The sequence below is a fragment of the Nonomuraea sp. NPDC049625 genome (assembly GCF_040675285.1).
Taxonomy (GTDB): domain Bacteria; phylum Actinomycetota; class Actinomycetes; order Streptosporangiales; family Streptosporangiaceae; genus Nonomuraea; species Nonomuraea angiospora_A.
Genome location: NZ_JBFAOQ010000002.1, coordinates 1,266,063 through 1,284,814 on the forward strand (window position 1 = coordinate 1,266,063; position 18,752 = coordinate 1,284,814).

The 18,752-nt window shown below is 73.9% G+C and carries 17 protein-coding genes; 5 read left to right on the forward strand and 12 right to left on the reverse strand.

Going from position 1 to position 18,752, the window contains the following annotated elements:
* The first annotated feature begins 187 nt into the window (after positions 1-187).
* Both AB0J87_RS13200 and AB0J87_RS13205 read left to right on the forward strand, forming a co-directional pair.
* Complete coding sequence (locus tag AB0J87_RS13200; RefSeq protein WP_350738259.1) at positions 188-799, forward strand: carboxypeptidase-like regulatory domain-containing protein; 612 nt, start codon at positions 188-190, stop codon at positions 797-799.
* 63 nt (positions 800-862) lie between these two features.
* Complete coding sequence (locus AB0J87_RS13205; protein WP_363964907.1) at positions 863-1,822, forward strand: YceI family protein; 960 nt, start codon at positions 863-865, stop codon at positions 1,820-1,822.
* A 106-nt stretch (positions 1,823-1,928) separates the two neighbouring features.
* Here the strand turns inward: AB0J87_RS13205 and AB0J87_RS13210 are convergent, their stop codons facing one another.
* The 3 genes from AB0J87_RS13210 to AB0J87_RS13220 all read right to left on the reverse strand — a co-directional run bounded on the left by AB0J87_RS13210 (position 1,929) and on the right by AB0J87_RS13220 (position 4,067).
* Complete coding sequence (locus AB0J87_RS13210; RefSeq protein WP_363964909.1) at positions 1,929-2,894, reverse strand: NAD-dependent epimerase/dehydratase family protein; 966 nt, start codon at positions 2,892-2,894, stop codon at positions 1,929-1,931.
* Positions 2,894-3,319 carry a MerR family transcriptional regulator gene (locus AB0J87_RS13215; RefSeq protein WP_363964911.1) on the reverse strand — a complete coding sequence of 142 codons (426 nt, stop codon included), beginning with the start codon at positions 3,317-3,319 and terminating at the stop codon, positions 2,894-2,896. The genes AB0J87_RS13210 and AB0J87_RS13215 overlap by 1 nt, the downstream gene beginning before the upstream one ends.
* Positions 3,320-3,488: 169 nt before the next feature.
* Positions 3,489-4,067, reverse strand: coding sequence for a helix-turn-helix domain-containing protein (locus AB0J87_RS13220; RefSeq protein ID WP_363964913.1), 579 nt, complete (start codon positions 4,065-4,067; stop codon positions 3,489-3,491).
* A gap of 60 nt (positions 4,068-4,127) precedes the next feature.
* Between AB0J87_RS13220 and AB0J87_RS13225 the strand changes: the two genes are divergently transcribed.
* Positions 4,128-5,063 carry an SDR family oxidoreductase gene (locus AB0J87_RS13225; protein ID WP_363964915.1) on the forward strand — a complete coding sequence of 312 codons (936 nt, stop codon included), beginning with the start codon at positions 4,128-4,130 and terminating at the stop codon, positions 5,061-5,063.
* Between the two features lie 56 nt (positions 5,064-5,119).
* On the opposite strand, the gene AB0J87_RS13230 is transcribed toward AB0J87_RS13225, so the two are convergent.
* The 7 genes from AB0J87_RS13230 to AB0J87_RS13260 form a co-directional block, all read right to left on the reverse strand.
* Positions 5,120-5,731: a hypothetical protein gene (locus AB0J87_RS13230; protein ID WP_363964917.1), complete on the reverse strand. Its 612-nt coding sequence runs from the start codon at positions 5,729-5,731 to the stop codon at positions 5,120-5,122.
* Between the two features lie 12 nt (positions 5,732-5,743).
* On the reverse strand, positions 5,744-7,210 hold the full coding sequence (locus AB0J87_RS13235) for a multicopper oxidase family protein (RefSeq protein ID WP_363964919.1): 1,467 nt from the start codon (positions 7,208-7,210) through the stop codon (positions 5,744-5,746).
* A 5-nt stretch (positions 7,211-7,215) separates the two neighbouring features.
* Positions 7,216-7,668 carry a hypothetical protein gene (locus tag AB0J87_RS13240; protein ID WP_355195477.1) on the reverse strand — a complete coding sequence of 151 codons (453 nt, stop codon included), beginning with the start codon at positions 7,666-7,668 and terminating at the stop codon, positions 7,216-7,218.
* A complete protein-coding gene (locus AB0J87_RS13245) occupies positions 7,665-8,201 on the reverse strand; it encodes a hypothetical protein (RefSeq protein WP_363964921.1) in 537 nt (178 codons plus the stop codon). Before AB0J87_RS13245 ends, AB0J87_RS13240 begins: the two co-directional genes overlap by 4 nt.
* 76 nt (positions 8,202-8,277) lie before the next feature.
* A complete protein-coding gene (locus AB0J87_RS13250) occupies positions 8,278-8,919 on the reverse strand; it encodes a response regulator transcription factor (RefSeq protein WP_363964923.1) in 642 nt (213 codons plus the stop codon).
* A complete protein-coding gene (locus AB0J87_RS13255) occupies positions 8,894-11,242 on the reverse strand; it encodes a GAF domain-containing sensor histidine kinase (protein WP_363965068.1) in 2,349 nt (782 codons plus the stop codon). The genes AB0J87_RS13250 and AB0J87_RS13255 overlap by 26 nt, the downstream gene beginning before the upstream one ends.
* Positions 11,243-11,333: 91 nt before the next feature.
* Positions 11,334-11,810: an anthrone oxygenase family protein gene (locus AB0J87_RS13260; protein ID WP_363965070.1), complete on the reverse strand. Its 477-nt coding sequence runs from the start codon at positions 11,808-11,810 to the stop codon at positions 11,334-11,336.
* Between the two features lie 315 nt (positions 11,811-12,125).
* Between AB0J87_RS13260 and AB0J87_RS13265 the strand changes: the two genes are divergently transcribed.
* Complete coding sequence (locus tag AB0J87_RS13265; protein ID WP_363964925.1) at positions 12,126-15,197, forward strand: BTAD domain-containing putative transcriptional regulator; 3,072 nt, start codon at positions 12,126-12,128, stop codon at positions 15,195-15,197.
* 7 nt (positions 15,198-15,204) lie between these two features.
* Here AB0J87_RS13265 and sulP read toward each other — a convergent pair whose 3' ends face one another.
* Positions 15,205-16,869 (reverse strand): sulfate permease, encoded by a 1,665-nt coding sequence (gene sulP / locus AB0J87_RS13270; RefSeq protein WP_363964927.1) that lies wholly within the window; start codon positions 16,867-16,869, stop codon positions 15,205-15,207.
* Between the two features lie 73 nt (positions 16,870-16,942).
* Here sulP and ppk2 point away from each other — a divergent pair, with 73 nt between their 5' ends.
* Positions 16,943-17,737 (forward strand): polyphosphate kinase 2, encoded by a 795-nt coding sequence (gene ppk2 / locus AB0J87_RS13275; protein ID WP_363964929.1) that lies wholly within the window; start codon positions 16,943-16,945, stop codon positions 17,735-17,737.
* Here ppk2 and AB0J87_RS13280 read toward each other — a convergent pair whose 3' ends face one another.
* The gene (locus AB0J87_RS13280; protein WP_363964931.1) at positions 17,738-18,712 is read right to left on the reverse strand and encodes a helix-turn-helix domain-containing protein; all 975 of its coding nucleotides are present in this window, start codon (positions 18,710-18,712) and stop codon (positions 17,738-17,740) included.
* Positions 18,713-18,752: the final 40 nt, after the last annotated feature.

The window sequence follows — 18,752 nt, forward strand, 5'->3', positions numbered from 1 at the left end:
GTACGCGCCGGTGGGCACCGCCTGGACGGACGCGCCGGACGGCGGCGTCGAGATCCGCGGCATCGTCAGCGGCGACGACGGCCACGGGGTCGGCCACGCCACGCTGACGCTGATCGACTCGCGTGGCCACCAGCTCTCCCGGGCGGTGACCCTGGCCGACGGCGGGTACGCCATCTGGACGCCCGGCATGGGCACCTACGTCCTGATCGCGTCGGCCGCCGAGCGCGACCCGCAGGTGGCCACCCTCGTCGTGGGCGACCGGCCGGTCGACTTCAACCTGATCCTCACCGGCTCGAACAAGCTGACCGGAGTGGTGCGCGACCTGGAGGGCAAGCCGGTGCCCGGGGCGGTCGTCGTGCTGACCGACGTCCGCGGCGAGGTCGTCACCACGGGCGCGACCGACGGGGAGGGCTCCTACAGCCTGTCCGGCGTGACCTCGGGCGGCTACACGCTCGCGGTCAGCGCGGACTCCTTCCGCCCGGCCGCCGTCCCGGTCGAGGTTGCCGGCGCCGGCCAGACCAGGCAGGACGTCGAGCTGCGGCCCGGCGCCCGGATCCGCGGCACCGTACGGGTGGGCGACGGCGGCCCGCTGAACGACGCGCGGGTGACGCTGCTGGACGCGGCCGGGAACGTGGTCGGCACCACGACGACCGGCGAGGACGGCGCGTACGCCTTCGCCGACCTGACCGGCGGCCAGTACACGCTCATCGCCACCGGATACCCGCCCGTGGCGGACACCGTGAGCATCAACGGCCGCGACGACGACGACCGCGACCTGTGGCTGGTCCACGCCGACTGACACCCGACACCGCGACGACCGCTCGAAGGGACGAGCAAGGAAAGCAGGGAGAGCAGGAGCACCATGTACACCAGCCAAGAGCAGGCCGGGCGGAACGCCACGGCGAGCCGGCAGACCGAGCGGAGCGCTCCGGGGAGCCCTCAGAGCGCCCCGGCGGGCCGGCAGACCGAGCGGGGCACTCCGGGGGACCGGCAGAGCGCCCCGGCCGCCCGCCGGGGCCTGCACGCCCTGATCCGCACCAAGGACGGGTGGGCCGTGCAGCACGCGATCGTCACGGTGACCGACCTGACCGGGCAGCAGGTCGCGCGGGCCGAGGCCGACGCCGAGGGCGTCGTGTCGACCGGCCCGCTGGCGCCCGGCGTCTACACGGCCGTCGCCACCGCGGCCGGATACACACCGGCCGCGATGACGGCGATCGCGACCGGGTCCGGCGCCGCCGAGCTGGGCACGGTGGTGCTGGCCCGGCAGGGCGGCGTCGACCTTCCCCCGCCCGGGATCTGGACGCTCGACCCGGCCCACTGCACGATCGCGGCGACCGCCCAGCATCTGGGGCTCAGCACCGTACGGGGACGGTTCACCCAGTTCGCCGGGCGGATCGAGGTCGGCACGGACCCGGAGACCTCGTCGGTGGCCGCCGACATCGTGGCCGCCTCGATCGAGACGGGGAACGGCATCCGCGACGACCATCTCCGCTCGGCCGACTTCCTGAACGCCGCCGCGTACCGGATGATCTCCTACCGCAGCGCCGGGCTCACGCCCGCGGGCCCCGACCGGTGGATCGTGCACGGGACGCTGACGCTCGCCGGGGTGCAGCGGCCCGTCGACCTCGACCTGGCCTACCTCGGCACCGGCCCCGACCCGTGGGGCGGCCTGCGGGCGGCGTTCCGGGCCGAGACGGAGCTGCGCCGCGAGGACTTCGCGATGACGTACAACCAGGTCGTGCGGGCCGGGGTCAACCTGATCGGGTCGACGCTGAAGGTGGAGCTGGACATCCAGGCCGTGCAGGGGGCGTCCCTGCCCTAGGCGAGAGCTCCCTGGGACCGGCAGTGCCAGGCAGGCAGCCGGACGACGGGCGGGCCCGCGGACCGTGCCGCCCGTGCGGAACCCCGGCGATGGTCGGTTCCGTCGCCTACACCAGGCCGAGGTCGCGCAGGCTCTGCGCCGTCTGCACGATCGTCGTCTCGGCGGGCCGCGGACGCCAGCCGAGCTCGCTGCGGGCCCGGTCGTTGTGGATGATCGGCCGTGGCGGGTCCTCCCCCGGCACCTCCTGCGTGGGTACGCGTGCGCCCGCCGGGCCGAGCCGTCGGCGCAGGATCTGGGCCACCTCCAGGAAGCTCAGCGTCGCGCCGTCGGCGACGGCCAGGAAGCGCTTGCCCGCGGCTTTGGGCTCCGCCATGGCGCGAAGGTGCAGGTCGGCCACGTCGCGCACGTCGACGACGCCGAAGCGCTGGCGGGGCGCGAGGCTCATCGTTCCGTCGAGCATCGCCTTGATCAGCTGCGTCGAGGAGCGCAGGCCGGTCGTGAGGGTGGGCCCGAAGATGGCCGTCGGGTTGACCACGACGAGTTCGGTGTCTCCGCCGTCGCGCTCCATCAGGGCCCATGCGGCCCGCTCGGCGATCGCCTTGGAACGCGGGTACGGCGCCAGGCCCGGCGTGTCGGGATCGGTCCAATCGTCTTCGGTGAACTCGGCGCCCGGCTTGGGCGTGTATCCGACCGCGGCGAAGGATGAGGTGAGCACGACGCGCCGGGCACCCGCGTCGCGCGCGGCACGCAGCACCCGCAACGTGCCCTCCCGGGCGGGGACGATCAGCTCGTCAGGGTTCTCGGGCTGGGTGACCGGGATGGGCGAGGCGACATGATGAACCTCCTCGCACCCGGCCACCGCGGCGGGCCAGCCGTCGTCGGCCATCAGGTCGGCGGTGACGATCTCCAGGCCGGCGTCGTCGGCGTCGCCGCGGCGCACCGCCGCACGCAGCTCGGCCTCCTGAGTCGTCCGGCGCACCGTGGCGCGTACCGGTCTCCCGGCCCGCAGCAGTGCGGCGATCAGGTGCGTCCCCACGTAGCCGGCCCCGCCGGTGACCAGGACCCGGCTCATCACAGCACCCCCAAGCGACCGGCCGCATCGATGGAACGCCGCATCGCCTCGGACTCCGCGGCCGTGTCGCCGCGGTCGCGAGCGTCCCACAGCGCCGCTTTCTCCCGCAGATAGGCCAGCCGGGCATGCTGGGCGAGGATCTCGGCCTCGATGCGCTCCGCGTGACGCAGCAGCAGATCGCGCTGTTCGGCCGCCGCCACCCGCCCGCGGGTCCGGTTCGTCAGGTAGGTGCGCATGTCTTCGATGCTCACGCCGACCGCGCGAAGGCAAGCCAGCGCCTCGATCACGTGAAGATCCTCGTCGCGGTAACGCCTGTGCCCGCTGTTCTCGTCACGGTCGATCGGGCCGACCAGCCCGACCTCCTCGTAGTAGCGCAGGGTCGGCTCACTCAGCCCGCTGCGCCGGGACACCTCATGGATGGTCAAAACTGCCATGCGGTCAGCGAAACACACCTCAAGCGCTTGAGGTCAAACGCGGGGTCTGTGCCGCCCGGACCGGTGACGTCCAGGTACAGCGCCCGGGCGCCGCCACCGATCTCAGCGGGTGCCGCCCGGTCCGGCGCACTGAGCGGAGAGCGACAGCGTCAACCTCGGGTCACACGGTCTCGGCACGGGTCAGGTCGCTGATGGCGGCGAGGCCTTCGCGTTGCAGGTCGAGCAGATCGCGGGTCTCATCGGGCGCGATCCACCGGGCGAAGGCCGTTTTGAACACCAGAACGCCCAGCTCGCCGGCCAGGGAAGCGGTCGCCTGGGCGATGCCGCGGGCGACGAGCGCGGCGGTCACGGCGTGGGAGAGCTTGGCCAGCTTGAGCAGCTCGCGCTCCCGCAACTGCTCGTTCGCCGTGATGATCCCGTTCCGCATGCGAGAGAAATCCCGGCCCCGTCCGTCCTGCAGGACCCGGCCCCCGGCGTCGAGCGCCGCGGCAAGCAGACCGGCCATGGACGCGTCCGCCGGGGCGTCGGCGATCGCGCCCACGAAGGCGGCTTCGAGCTGCTCCCCGCCGGCGAACAGCACCTCGCGCTTGTCCGCGAAATGCCGGAAGAACGTCCGCTCGGTCACCCCGGCCCGCCCGGCGATCCCGGCCACGGTCGTCGCCTCGAAGCCGTCCTCGGCGAACAGCTCCATCGCCGCCCGCTGCAGACGATCCGACGCTCCAGGTGCCCAACGTGCCATGTCCGGATCGTAGCCCGAATCGAGGTGATGACAGAGCCTGACATCACGGCTATGCTGGTGATGTCAGCCCCTGACATCATTCTTGGAAGCGAGTCCACCATGCACGTCTTCGTCACCGGAGCATCCGGATTCATCGGCCGCGCCGTCGTCGCCGAGCTCATCGCCGCCGGTCATGAGGTGACCGGACTGGCCCGTTCCCAGGCATCGGCATCCGTCATCAAGGACCTCGGGGCGGACGTCCACCCCGGCGACCTCGACGACCTCGACCAGATCCGCCAGGGCGCGAACGCGGCCGACGGCGTCGTCCACCTCGCGAACAAGCACGACTTCGCCCACCCCGAGATCTCCAACCGCGCCGAGCGGGCCGCGGTCCAGACCATCAGCGACACGCTCGCCGGGTCCGATCGGCCGTTCGTGCTCGCGGCCGGCCTCGCTCTGCCCGGCCTCGGACGCCCGTCGACAGAGCGGGATCCCAATCCCGCCGTCGGCCCGGACTCACCGCGCGGCGGTGCCGAGAACCTCGCCCTCACCTACGCCGACCGTGGCGTACGGGTGATTTCCGCCCGCTTCGCCCCGACCGTCCATGGCGAAGGCGACCACGGCTTCATCTCCATCATCGCCCAGGCCGCCCGACGGCGCGGAGCCTCCGTCTACCCCGGCGAGGGGCACAACCGCTGGCCCGCCGTCCACCGCTCCGATGCCGCGCGTCTGGTCCGGTTGGGGCTCGAGGACGCCCCCGCCGGCACGATCCTGCACGTCGCCGCCGAAGAGGGCGTGCCCGTCCGGCGGATCGCCGAAGCGCTCGCCGACCGCCTCGGCGTGCCGGCGAAGCCCGCCCCGGCGGAGCAGATCGCCGACGAGATCCCGTTCATCGGCGGGTTTCTGGCCGCCGACTTCCCAACAACGAGCACGATCACGCGCGAACTGCTCGGCTGGCGGCCCACCGGCCCCACCCTCCTGGAGGACATCGCCGCGGGCCACTACGACCAACCCTGAACCGACCGTGATCACGGGCGACGCGGTGCCGGCCGCGCCGCCCACCCCCACCGGCATCACCGGCGCAGGCCCACGAGCAGCGTCCAGGCGGGGAACATCGTCCAGACGACGGCGCCCGGGATCCCGCCGGCGGCCCAGGCCCACGACACGTCGAAGACGACCGTGACGAGGAAGCCGACGCCGAACGCCCCGGCGGCGGCCGGCAGCCCGATCACGATGGCGCGGCCGAGGCGGGTCACGGCCGCGGGCAGGGTGCCGGTGCGCGCCCCCGCGGCGCTGATCGCGCCCGCCCAGCACATGCCGGCGACGGCGCTCAGGCTCACCGGGACGACCTGGTACTCGAACGGCATCAGGCCCGTGAGCAGCAGCGCCTGCAGCACGACGACCAGGACGGCGGCGACCAGGCCGACCCTGGTCCACCCGCGGGCGCGGGCGTCGCCGGCCATGAGGAGGCCCAGGCCGCGGACCACCGGCACGAGCGCCAGGTACTGGAGCAGGACGAGGACGTCGTTGGCCGGGCCGAGCCAGCTGTCGCCGGGGTCGTCGGCCCAGGGCCGCGCGACGACGTAGAACAGGACCAGGAACGCGTCCGCGACCAGGCCCGTGACCCCGCTTGCCACCGCCTGCCGGCGCAGCGACGCGGGCAGCGGGTGCGGGTCTGTCTTCACCGGTGTCCTCCTTCACTCTCGGGAGTTGCCCGCCGGGCCGCCGATGAGGAACGGGGTGGTGACGTTCTCGTACATGAGGTGGACGAGCAGCCCCTCACGCGCGTGCGGCAGGTTGTGGCAGTGATCGACCCAGATGCCGGGGTTGTCGGCGAGGAAGGCGATGTCGTAGGACTCGCCGTCCTCGACGTTCAGGGAGTCGACCCACCAGGGGCTCCCGGTGGCGGGCACGCCGTCGCGGGCCAGCACCACCGCGCGATGGCCGTGCAGGTGCATGGGGTGCACCTCGCCGCTGTCGTTGACGATCGTCATGCGGACGACGTCGCCGTCGGCGACCGTGAACATCGGCACGTCCGGATACATGTGGCCGTTGACGGTCCAGTACAGCCCGGGGACGCCGTCGAGGAAGCCCGGCCGGCGGCCCATCTCGTAGCGGAAGGCGCGGTCGGGGTGCGCCGGGTCGAAGCCGAGGGGCGCAGGGGTGCCGTAGGTCAGCAGGTCGAGCGTGGCGGCCGGGCGGGCGCTCGCCGGGACGCCGGACGGGCGGCCGAGCACCACCGACAGCGGCCCGCCGATCTGCACCCGTACGGAGCCGCCGCCGGACGGCATGGTCACCTCGAGGTCGGCCCGGCCGCCCGCCGTCAGGAGGACGGCGGCGTGCTCGATGGCCGTGGGGCCGCGCAGATCGGTGCCGTCCACGGCGACCAGGCGCCACGCGGCCCCCGTGACCCACACCGGGGTGGGGCCGTTGTCGGTGTTGATCACGCGTACCCGCGCCGTGGCACCGGGCGGGGCCGGGACGGTGACGTCGGACTCGGACCCGTTGACGGTGCGGATCCCGTGGTAGAGGTGCGACAGGGCGACGACGTCGAGCGCGGCCTGCGGGGGCGCGGGCCGCACGACCAGGGCGCCGAAGAGGCCGCCCGCGACCTGCTCGTGCGACAGCTGGTGGGAGTGGTACCAGAACGTCCCGGCCCGGCGGACGACGAACCGGTAGACGAAGTGCCGGCCGATCCGGACCGCGTCCTGGGTGACCCCGGCGACGCCGTCCTCGCCGCCCGGGACGTCCACGCCGTGCCAGTGCAGGGTGACCCCGCCGGGCACCGACGCGTTGACCAGCCGCACCTGTACGAGCTGGCCCGCCACGGCCGTGATCTGCGGGCCGGGGGAGCGGCCGTTGAAGGTGTACCCGCCGATCTCGCGGCCCGACGCCAGCCGCACGCGCTGCTCGCGCGCCGTCAGCGTCACCTCGACGTCCGGCCTGCGCGCCGGGTCGGCGACCAGGGTGGTGATGTCGCGGGTGGCAGCGTTCCGGTGGTGGTGCGGCGCGACCGCCTGCCGGCCGCCGTCGGCGTACCCCATGTCCATGACGGAGTACGACCGCGGCAGCCGGCTCGCCTGCCACAGCCAGCCCAGCGGGACGACGACGGCCAGCGTCGCGGCGCAGGCCGCGACCAGCCGCACGCGACGGGTGAGGACCATGACCCTCACACCGCCGCCGAGGCGGGCGCCTCGGCGGCGACGGGCCGGGCGCGCCGGGCCGCGTGCAGGGCGACCGCGAACAGCGCCATCGCGTTGAGCCCGTGCAGCCCGCCCACCCACGGCAGGTCGTGGCCCGAGTAGCCGAGCATCGCCTGGACGGCGACGAGGAGCAGCACGAACGCGGCGAACTTGACCCCGCCGGGGATCCGGGCGAAGAACGAGACGATCAGGAGGAGGAGGGCGACGACCGGAATGACGAGCCCGCCGTTGATGCCGTGCACGATGAGGCCGACGACCTCCGGGAAGGCCAGGTCGTCGCTCTCCATGACGGCCTTGTCGAACACGTTGCCGGCCGAGACCCACTTGCCGAGCCCGGCGATGGCCAGGACGATCGCCGCCGCCTGGACGGCGACCTCGACGGCGACGGCGTACGCCAAGACCTTGTAGACGATTCTCATGGTTCCTGTCCTTTCGACGGGGAGCGGAGCGCCTTGACGAGCAGGGCGGCGCCGAGTGGGGCGGCGCCGAGGAGGTAGGGGACGGCGAGGTCGGCGGTGAGCGCGCCGAGCAGGGCGGCCACCGCCGCGATCCCGCCGATGACCGGGTGCGCCAGCCCGGCCCGGCCCGCCACGTACGACAGCCCCGCGAGGGCGGAGGCCGCGCCGACGGCCAGCGCGGGCGGCAGGACCGGGCCGGCGACGTGGAGCGCCGCCTCGACCGTCGCCGCCGAGGCGACCAGGCCCAGCAGCGCCAGGACCACGGCGGCCGGCGCGCGGCCGGCGTGGCGAGGTCCCCAGGCGGACAGGTCGCGGTACACCAGCGAGACGGCCACGACGGCGAGCCACGCACCGGTGACGCGGACGAACCCGAGGGCCGGCCCGCCCGCCAGGCGTCCGGCCGGGCACAGGGCCGGCTCGCCCGCCAGGCAGCCGGCCAGGCAGAGCGCCGACGACGCCAGCAGGCACAGCCCGCCGGCCACCCGCGTCCTCATGACCGCCAGCGTCGGCGCCGCCGCGTCCCGGCGTCACGGGGCAGATGTCCCAGCCGGCCCGGGAGGCCGGGCCCCGCTATCGGGGTTCGCCGCCGAGTCCCGCTTCGCGGGCCCGGACGATGGCCGCCGATCGGTCGGTGACGTGCAGCTTCGTCAGGACGTTCGAGACGTAGTTGCGTACGGTCTTGCCGCTCACGCCGAGCCGCTGGGCGATCGCCATGTTGTCCAGGCCCCGGGCGACGAGCCCCAGAACGTCGTGCTCGCGCTCGGTGAGCTGCGGGAACGGCGACGCCACCGCGACCCGGGCGAAGTGGGCCAGGATCCGCGCGGCCACGCCGGCGCCGAAGACCGCCTCGCCACGGGCGACCGCGCGTACCGCGGCCACGATCTCCTCGGGCCCGGCGCCCTTGAGCGCGTACCCGTGGGCGCCCGCGCGCAGGGCGGCCAGGACGTTCTCGTCGTCGTCGTACATGGTCAGGATCAGCGAACGGGTGGGCAGGCCGGCGGCGCGCATCCGGGCGGTGACCGTGAGGCCGTCGCCGCCGGGCATGTTCACGTCGAGCACGGCGACGTCGGGCCGGTGCTCCACGGCCAGGCGCAGGGCGTCCGCGCCGGTGGCGGCCACGGCCAGCACGGTCATCCCGGCCTCGGCGTCGAGCAGGGCCCGCAGGCCCGACACGAAGACGGGGTGGTCATCGGCGAGGATCAGCCTGATCATGGTCCCCTCCCAGGCTCGTCGGCAGAAAGGCGCGGATGTGGGTGCCGCCGCCGGGCGGGGAGCGCATCGACCAGGCCCCGCCCACCTCGGCGGCCCGTTCCCGCATGGAGCGGATCCCCACGCCGGCCGTCCGATCGGGGTCGAGCCCGCGGCCGTTGTCCCGCACGGTCACCTCCACGCCGCCGTCCGACGGCGTGACCGTGGCCGTGCAGTGGGTCGCCTGGCTGTGGCGGACCGCGTTCGTGATCGCCTCGACGGCGATCCGGTAGGCCGCCGTCTCGACCGCGGCCGGCAGCGCGGGCAGCGGTTCGGCGCCGACGACCTCGATGGACATGGCGCCCGACAGGGCCGCGGCCCGTGCCCGGATCGCGCCGACGACGCCGAGCTCGTCCAGCGCGGGCGGGCGCAGCGCCTCGACCAGGCGCCGCACATCGGTCAGCGACGCGGCGGCCTCCGCGGAGATCTCGTCGAGCAGCGGACGCGCCGCCGAGCCGGGCGGCACGTCCCGCGCGGCGAGGCCGGCCTTGATCCGGATCGCGGCCAGGGTCGGGCCGAGACCGTCGTGCAGGTCGCGGCGTAAGCGGCGGCGCTCGTCCTCGCGCGAGGCCACGACCTCGGCGCGGGACCTGACCAGGTCGTCATGCAGCCGTACCGCCTGCACGGCGGTGCCCACCTGCTGCGCCAGGGAGGCGATCAGGCCGAGGTCGACGGGGTCGAGCGGGTCGTCGCTGCCGCGGGCCGAGACGCGCAGGTGCCCGATGAGCGTCCCGTGGTAGCGCAGCGGCTCGACGTGCACCTCGCCGACGGGGACGCCGTACTGCGTGGCCAGGTGACCGGCGCCGGAGCCGTCCACCAGGTCGATGGCCGCGTGCGGGACGCGCAGCGACCGGGCCACGGTCTCGACGATCGCGGGCAGCACGTCGGCGGGCAGCAGCACCGCCTGCAAGCGGGTGCCGAGGCGGGTCAGCGCCGCGGACGGGTCGCGGCGGTCGCCGTACATCACCCGGTTGACCGTGCTCTGCGCCAGCGCGCGCAGCGGCGCCAGCGCGAGCGCCGCACCGGCCGCGGTGAGCGCGGCGGCCACCGGCTGCGACAACCCCAGCCCGCTGACCAGCAGCGCCACGACGGCCGCGTACCCGGCGACCAGGATCGCGACCACGCTGGCGTACACGAGCGACCGGTTCGCCAGCCGCTCGATGTCGAACAGGCGATGGCGGCGCAGCGCCACCCCGATCCCGACCACGAACGGCAGCCCCGACAGCCCGAGGGCTCCCGGCGGCAGGGGACGCGCCGCGGCGAGCAGCTCGGGAAGGTGCCAGCCGGCCAGGCTCAGCAGCGTCGCGACCGCGCCGCCCGCCACCAGCCAGCGCATCCGGGCGCGCATCAGCGGATCGGGGTTGCGGCGGTAGGCGGCGAGGCCCCACACCGTGCTGGTGACCAGGACGGCCGCCACGACCGCAGTCTGGCCGCCGTGCACCAGACCCAGCCAGCCGAGCGCGTTGGGCGCCAGCGGTGCGGCGAGCGCGCTCCAGAGTGCCATCGCGGCCGGCGGCGCGGCGTACGCGACGGCCATGGCCCGCCGGCTGCGGGCCGGCAGCGGCCGGGGCGCGGTGAACGCGATCGTGAAGGCCAGCAGCCCTCCCCAGGAGATCGAGTACGCCACGACCGTGTTGAGGTGGAACAGCCACAGCTGGGCGCCGCCGGTGGCCAGGGCCAGGACGGGCAGCCCGGCGGTGACGGTGAGCGTGCTGCCCAGCAGGCCCGCCGCGAGCACGAGCAGCGGAGCCGTCGCGGGCTCCTCGGGCCGCCGCAGATACAGCGCGACGGCCAGCCCGGCCAGCGCGAGCACGAAGACGAGGTCGCCCCAGCCCTCCATGAGCAGCGGGTACGGATCGGGGCGGCCGACCCGGACCGCCACCGTCGTCGGCCGCTCGCGGACCACGTCGTAGACCAGGGTCGTGCCCGGCCGCGGACGGGGGACGACGCCCAGGCCGTCGGCGAGCCGATGCCCGGCCACACCGGTCACCAGATCACCGGTCCGCAGCCCCACCCCGCCGGGAGCGCCCGGCACGCTCACGGGGGCGCCGGGGACCTCCACGGGGGTGCCGGGGATGTCCGCCGGAGTGCCGGCGACGTCTGCCGGGGTGCCCGGGACGTTCACCACCACGCCGTCGGCGCGCCAGCCCAGCGGCACCACGCTGCCGTCCGACGGCGCGTCCAGCCCGGCGGCGGTCGCCACCACGCCCAGCACCACCAGGAGGATCGCCACTCCCGCCGGAACCCGCCGCGACCACCCTGACGGGCCCGGCCACAGTCGCCACATGGACACGCACACATCGTGACCGACACCCCGGCCGGAAAACCATCACCCGGACGCCTACGGTTTGGATGGAAAGGCGTGTCAGGGGCCGGCTCTATTTTCCTGACAACGTGAGAGCCCAGGCGAGCAGGCCGAACGCGGTTGTGGAGGCGACCACGCGGACGAGGTTCCAGCTCCGCCACCGCATCTCGCCGAACGCCTCGCGGACCGCGGCCACGTCGATGCGGCCGGGATCTCCCGCCGCCTTGATCGCGTCGTTGAGCGGCACGTTGACCGCCAGGGTGATGACGACGGTGATCGCGTACAGGATGAGCGCGGCGACGATCCACGGCAGGGCCGGGCGGCCGAGGTAGGCCACCGCGGCGAGGATCGTGAACAGGAGCGCGCCGAAGAAGCCGCCCGCCATGAACCACGGATTGATGATCGCCCGGTCGATCGACTGGAACGCGGCCACGAACGTGCGGTCGTCGGTCCGCCCGAGGCCCGGCATGATCGTGTGCGCGTACAGGCCGAAGATCCCCGCCACGAGGCCCATCGACAGCGTTGCGGCCATCAGCGCCGTGATCCGCATGCCTTCCACAGAGTCCTCCCAGCGGGCTCAGCGATGTCGTCCGGCTCTCACGATCCCATCGGCTCCTTTCGTGGACCTGTCCTGAACCTGTCGCGCGGGCCACGCCGGAACCCGGCGAAAGGAGGCGGCCCGCGCGACGCAAGGTTTGTGCAAGAACGATGGCATCGCCGGTGGCTACCGTGGTTCGTAGCGGCACGTGCCGATGGACCCGTTGCGGCACGACGACGCTCCACCCGCCCGTGCTGTCGTCCATCACTTCGCGACGTCAGGATGAATGTGGACATAAGGTCGAATGCCGGATTTCGGTTCGGGATTTTGGGCCCGCTCGAGGTCGTACGTGACGGCCGGCCGATCTCCCTTCCGGCGGCCAAGCAGCGGATCGTGCTCGCCACGCTGCTCCTGCGCGCCAACCGGAACGTCTCGCCGGACGAGCTGATCGAGCGGCTGTGGGCCGACGACGTTCCCCACAACGCCCGCAGCGCGTTGTACACCCACGTGGCGCGGTTGCGGCGCGCGCTGGGCGAGGACCCGGGCGGTGACGGCTCCCACCGGCTGATCCGCACGTCCGACGACGGCTACGTCATCGATGTGCCGCCGGAGGCGCTGGACCTGTCGCGGTTCCGGGCGCTGGTCGCGCGCGCCGGCGCCGGCACGGACGCCGCCGGCGCGGCGGATCTCCTCGGCCGCGCGCTGGGGCTGTGGCGCGGCCCCGTGCTGGCCGGCGTTCCGTCGGAGTCGCTGCACCGTGACGAGGTGCCGCCGGTCGTGGAGGAGCGGCTGCGGGCCGTCGACCGGTGGTTCCAGCTCGGCCTGCGGCTCGGCCGCGACGACGAGATGGTCAAGGTGCTCAAGGAGGCGACCGCGGAGCATCCGTTCCACGAGCGGCTGTGGGCGCAGCTCCTGGTCGCGCTGCATCGGTCCGGCCGCCGGGCGGAGGCGCTGGAGACGTACCGGAGCGTCGTCGCCCTCCTGCGCGACGAGCTGGGCGTCGACCCCGGCCAGGAGCTGGCCCGCCTGCACTCCGCCATCCTGGCCGGCGACCCCGACGCGGCGCGCGTGCTCGATGACGGCCACCTCCCGCCGGCCTCCCAGCCGGACGATCCGCCGCCGAGCCCGGTACGCCCGCGGCAGCTCCCCTCCGACGTCGCCTCCTTCACCGGGCGCCGCGACGAGCTCGCGGCCCTGAACGCCCTCCTCGACCGCGAGGACGCTCACGCGTCGCCGCCGATCGTGATCGCCGCCGTCAGCGGCATGGGCGGGGTGGGCAAGACGGCGCTGGCCGTGCACTGGGCGCACTCGGTCGCCGACCGGTTCCCCGACGGCGTGCTCCATCTCAACCTGCGCGGCTTCGGCCCGGGCAACCCCGTCGAGCCCCATGCCGCGCTGGAGCTGCTGCTCAACGCGCTGGGCGTGGTCGGGCAACGGGTTCCCAAGGAGACGGACGCCCGCTCGGCGCTGCTGCGCAGCGTGCTGGCCGGGCGGCGGGTCCTGATGCTGCTCGACAACGCCCGCGACGCGGCCCAGGTGCGTCCGCTGCTGCCGGGCTCGCGCTCGTTCGTGCTGGTCACCAGCCGCAACCAGCTGCGCGGCCTGGCCGTGCGGGAGGGGGCGCGGCCCCTCGTGCTCGGCCGGTTCTCGCCCGGCGAGTCGAGCGCCCTGCTGGCCGCGATCCTCGGCCCGGAACGGATCGGCGCCGAGCCGTGGGCCGCCGCCGAGCTGGCTCGGTCGTGCGTCCACCTGCCGCTGGCGCTGACGATCGCGGCCGAGCACGCGATGTACCGCCCGGACAGCCCGTTGCGGAGCCTGGCCGAGGAGGTGCGGGCCCAGCGGACCCGGCTGGACGCGCTGGACACCTCCGACGACCACGAGGCGAGCGTGCGGGCGGTGCTCTCCTGGTCGTACCTGGCGCTGGAGCCGCCGGCGGCCCGCATGTTCCGCCTGCTGAGCCTGCACCCCGGTCCCGACGTCGGCCCGGGGGCGGCGGCCGCGCTGGCGGGCGTCCCGGTCGCCGAGGCGCGGCGGCTGCTCGACGTCCTGGCCGACCGGTCGCTGCTGGAGAGGCCCAGCGGTGAACAGGGCCGTGAACAGGGCCGGGAACGGCACCGCTTCCACGACCTGCTCCACGCGTACGCCGCCGAGCAGAGCGCCCAGACCGACGGCGCGGCCGAACGGACGGCCGCCGTCCGTCGCGTGCTGAACTGGTACCTCCACACGGCGAGCCGCGCCGCTGACCTCGTCGAACCCACCAGGAGACGCTTCCCCGACGTGATCGACCGCGCCCCCGCGGAGCCGCCCGCGCTGGAAGGCCCGGAAGGCGCGCTGATGTGGGTGGAGGAGGAACGGGCCGGCCTCGTGGCGGCCGTCGCGCTGTCGGCCGAGCACGGCTGGGACGACTTCACCTGGCGGCTGGCGCATGCGCTCTGGCGGTTCTTCCTCATCACCGGGCACGTCCGCGACTGGATCGACACGCATCTCCGGGCGCTCGACGCCGCGCGCGACACCGGGGACCCCCGCGTCCTGGCCGAGACGATGAAGAACCTCGGCTTCGCGTACTGGCGGGCCGGGCACCTCTCCGAGGCGCTGGACCACCACGGCCGGGCGCTCGTCCTCGACCAGGAGAGCGGCGACGGCTGGGGCGAGGCCAAGACGCGCAACCATCTGGGGTTCATCCACGACCGCGCGGGCCACTTCGCCGAGGCGCTGCGCCAGCAGCAGCGCTCCCTCGCCCGCTACCGGGAGGCGGGCGACCTGTGCGGCCAGGGCCGCGCGCTCGTCGGCATCGGCAACGCCTACCGCCAGCTCGGGCACCACAGCGCGAGCATGGTCCACCTCAAGAGGGCGCTCGCCATCACCTGCGAGATCGGCGACCGCTGGGGCGAGAGCCTGGCCCTCACCGCCATCGGCTTCACCCGCCTGACCGGCGGCTACGGCGCGGAAGCCACCCGCCCTCTCTACCGGGCCCTCACCATCTCCCGGGAGATGGGCGACCGCTGGGGGGAGAGCATGGCCCTCATCGTGATCGGCCTCGGCCTGCTGATCGACGGCGAGTACGGGGACCCGTCCCACCCGCTGTGCCAGGCGCTCGCCATCTCCCGCGAGATCGGCGACCGCTGGAGCGAAAGCCTCGCGCTCACCGCCATGGGGTTCGCCAGCCTGGCCTCTGGGCGGAACGCGGAGACCACGCGCTACCTCCGGCGCGCTCTCACCGTCAGCCACGAGATCAGATGCGTCGCCGGCGCCGACGACCTGCTCCACGAGGCGTTCCGCACCGCCATGCCGCGGGCCGGCCACCAGACGCTCGTCTCCACGCTGTCCTTCCACACCCGCCTGCAACTCAGGCTGGCCGCCGTGGACGCCCCTCGCGCGCTCGGCCCCTCCCCGCGATGAGCGCTGATCAGGGCGCTTCGCGCGCCCACTGCCGGTAGGCGGCGACCGCGGTCGGGAGCGTGGGGAAGAGCCGCTGCTCGCCGACCGTGGCGGTCAGGCCGTACGCGTCCAGGTACGTGCGCAGGTCCTGCTTGACCCTGGCCATGGCGAAGACGATGCCGCGCCGCTCCAGCTCCTGGCGCAGGGAGTCGACGGCGTCCAGGGCGGTGATGTCCACCTCTACGTTGGCCTCGGCGTTCAGGACGAACCAGCGGACGGGGGTGTCCTGCTGGTCGACGGCGGCCAGGGCGCGGCGGTGGAAGTCCTGGGCGTTGGCGAAGAACAGCGGCGAGTCGTAGCGGTAGATCACCAGGCCGGGGATGGTGCGGGCGGCCGGATAGTCGTCGATGTCGTGCATGCCCGCCAGGCCCGGCACCACGCCCAGGATCGCGTCATGCGGGCGGGCCACCCGGGCGAGCATCTCGGCGACCGACAGGGCCACGGCGAGCAGGATGCCGTACAGGATGTCGAAGATCAGGACCCCGGCGAAGGCGCCGAGGGCGAGCAGGAGCTCGGTGCGGCGGAAGCGGGCCAGCCGCACGAAGTCGGGCAGTGAGACGAGCCGGGTGGCGGCGTACACGACGATCGCGCCGAGGGCGGCGGTGGGGAAGTCGGCCAGCAGCGGCCCGGCGAACATGAGCACCGCGACGACGGCGACCAGGCAGATGAGCGAGTACAGCTGGGTGCGGGCGCCGGCCGCGTCGGCGAGGGCGGTGCGGCTGCCGCTGCTGCTGACGGGGAAGCCGTGCAGCGCGCCCGCGCCCAGGTTGGCCGCGCCCAGCGCGAGGAGCTCCTGGTTGGCGTCGACCTCCTGGTGGTGGCGGGCGGCGAAGGAGCGGGCGGTCAGCATGTTGTCGCTGTAGCCGACGAGGAAGACGCCGACGGCGGGCAGCAGCAGGTTCTCCAGCGGGGGCAGCGAGGGGGCGGGCAGCCCGGCGGGGATCGCGCCGACCACCTTGATGCCCCGCGCCTCCAGGTGGAACACCGCCACGCTGAGCGTGGCCAGCAGCACGGCGAGCAGGGGCGCCGGGGCCGCGGGCAGCCGCCACTGCAGCAGGAACAGGAAGGCGAGCACCGCGGCCGCCATGATGACGGTGCCGGGATGAGCGCGGGGCAGCAGATGGACGAACGACGACACCTGCTCGATGAGGGACTCTCCCGTCACCGGGGCGCCGATGAGCTTGCCGAGCTGGCTCGCGATCATGATGACGGCCACGCCGGCGAGGTAGCCGACGAGGATCGGCCTGGACAGCAGGTCCGCGACGAAGCCCAGCCGCAGCAGCCGGCAGCCCAGGCAGAGCAGCCCGACGATGAGGGCCAGCGAGGCGGCCAGGGAGGCGTATCCGGCCGGGTTCCCGGCGGCCAGGGGGCCGATGGCGGTGGCGGTCATCAGCGCGGTCGTCGACTCGGGCCCGACCGACAGCTGGCGGGAGGAGCCCAGCAGGGCGTACAGGGCCAGCGGGGCCAGGATCGCCCACAGCCCGGTCACCGGCGGCAGCCCGGCCACGGTGGCGTAGGCCATGACCTGGGGGACCAGGTAGGCGGCGACGGTCAGCCCGGCGAGCACGTCGCCACGCAGCCATTCGCGCCGATAGGCGGTCAGGGTGGCCAGGCCGGGCAGAAAACGGATCACGCCCGAGGATGGCGCATGATGGCACGCGGGCGCCAGCATCACGCGCCCTGACCGGTGGAGGGAGTCCGAAGGCATGAGTTCTGACGGATTGCGGCGCAAGCCTTACGAGAAGCGGCTGCTCCAGTTGCAGGGTGAGCTGGTGAAGCTGCAGGAGTGGGTGAAGGCGGAGGGGCAGCGGGTGGTCGTGATCTTCGAGGGGAGGGACGCGGCGGGCAAAGGGGGCACGATCAAGCGGGTCGCCGAATATCTCAACCCGCGCGTGGCCAGGATCGCGGCGCTGCCCGCGCCCACCGAGCGGGAGCGGACGCAGTGGTACTTCCAGCGCTACGTGGAGCACCTGCCGGCCGCGGGGCAGATCGTGCTGTTCGACCGGAGCTGGTACAACCGCGCCGGGGTGGAGCGGGTCATGGGGTTCTGCACGCAGGAGGAGTACACCCGCTTCCTGCACCAGTGCCCGATCTTCGAGCGGTTGCTGGTGGAGGACGGGATCCTGCTGCGCAAGTACTGGTTCTCGGTGAGCGACGACGAGCAGGAGCGGCGGTTCCGGTCGAGGCTGGAGGATCCGATGCGGCGGTGGAAGCTGTCGGAGATGGACCTGGAGTCGATCACGCGGTGGGAGGAGTACTCGCGGGCCAAGGACGAGATGATGATCCACACGCACATCCCCGAGGCGCCGTGGTACGAGGTGGAGAGCGCGGACAAGCGGCGGGCCAGGATCAACATGATCTCCCACCTGCTGTCCACGATCCCGTACGAGGAGGTGCGACGGGCGCCCCTGAAGATCCCGCCGCGGCCCGCCCCCAGCGGCTACCGGAGGCTGCCGCGGGTGGAGACGCCGGTCCCGGACGTGACCGGAGACCTCACCTGATCAGGGGCCGGGCTCGCGTCCGACGGCCCTGGAGCGGAACTGCGACGGCGAGACGCCGGCCCACGCCACGAACGCCTGCCGTAAGGACTCGGCGGAGGTGAACCCGCACCGGCGGGCGATGGCCGCGACCGGCTCGCGCGATCCGGCCAGCAGCTGGGAGGCCGCCTCCAGCCGCGCGTCGCGGACCAGCCGCGACGGAGTCCGGCCCACGTGCTCGACGAACAGCCTGCTCAGGTGCCGCTCGCTCACCCCGGCGAGCGCGGCCAGCCGGGGCACGCTCAGGTCGCCGGTGAGGTTGCTGATCACGTGGTCGATGACCCGCCGGACCAGGGCCTGGTCGGAGCGCGGGATCCGGTTGAACAGGCTCACCTGCGCCTGGTTGCCGGGGCGCTTCAGGTAGGCGACCATGCCCATGGCCACGCGGCGGGCGAGCTCGGCCCCGTGGTCCTCCTCGATGAAGGCCAGCGTGAGGTCGAGGGCGGCGGTGACCCCGCCCGAGGTCGCGACCGCGCCGTCCCGGATGAAGATCGGCGCCGGATCGACGTCGACCCGCGGGTAGCGCGCGGCGAGCTGCCCCGCGTAGTGCCAGTGCGTGGTGGCCCGGCGGTGGTCGAGCAGCCCGGTGGCGGCCAGCACCGTCGCCCCGGTGCACACCGACGCGACCCGCCGCGACAGCCCGGCGAGCCGCAGGACCTGGCTGACGAACCGGGGGTTGGCGGCGGCGGCCGCGTGTCCCCGCCCGCCGGAGACGACCAGGGTGTCGATGGGGCCGTCCATCCGGTCGATCCGGTGCTGCCCGGACAGCTCGAGCCCGGAGTCGCAGCGCACGGGCCGGCCCATCGGCGTCGCGAACACCACCTCGTACGCCGGGTCGGCGCCCTGCTGGTTGGCGTGGTCGAACCCGGTCGTCACGGACGCCACGTCAACGAGCTCGATGCCGTCGTAACCGATCATGACGATCAGCCGTGCCACCATGGCCACATCGTACGGGTGCGCCGCTCGCCACGGCGATCCC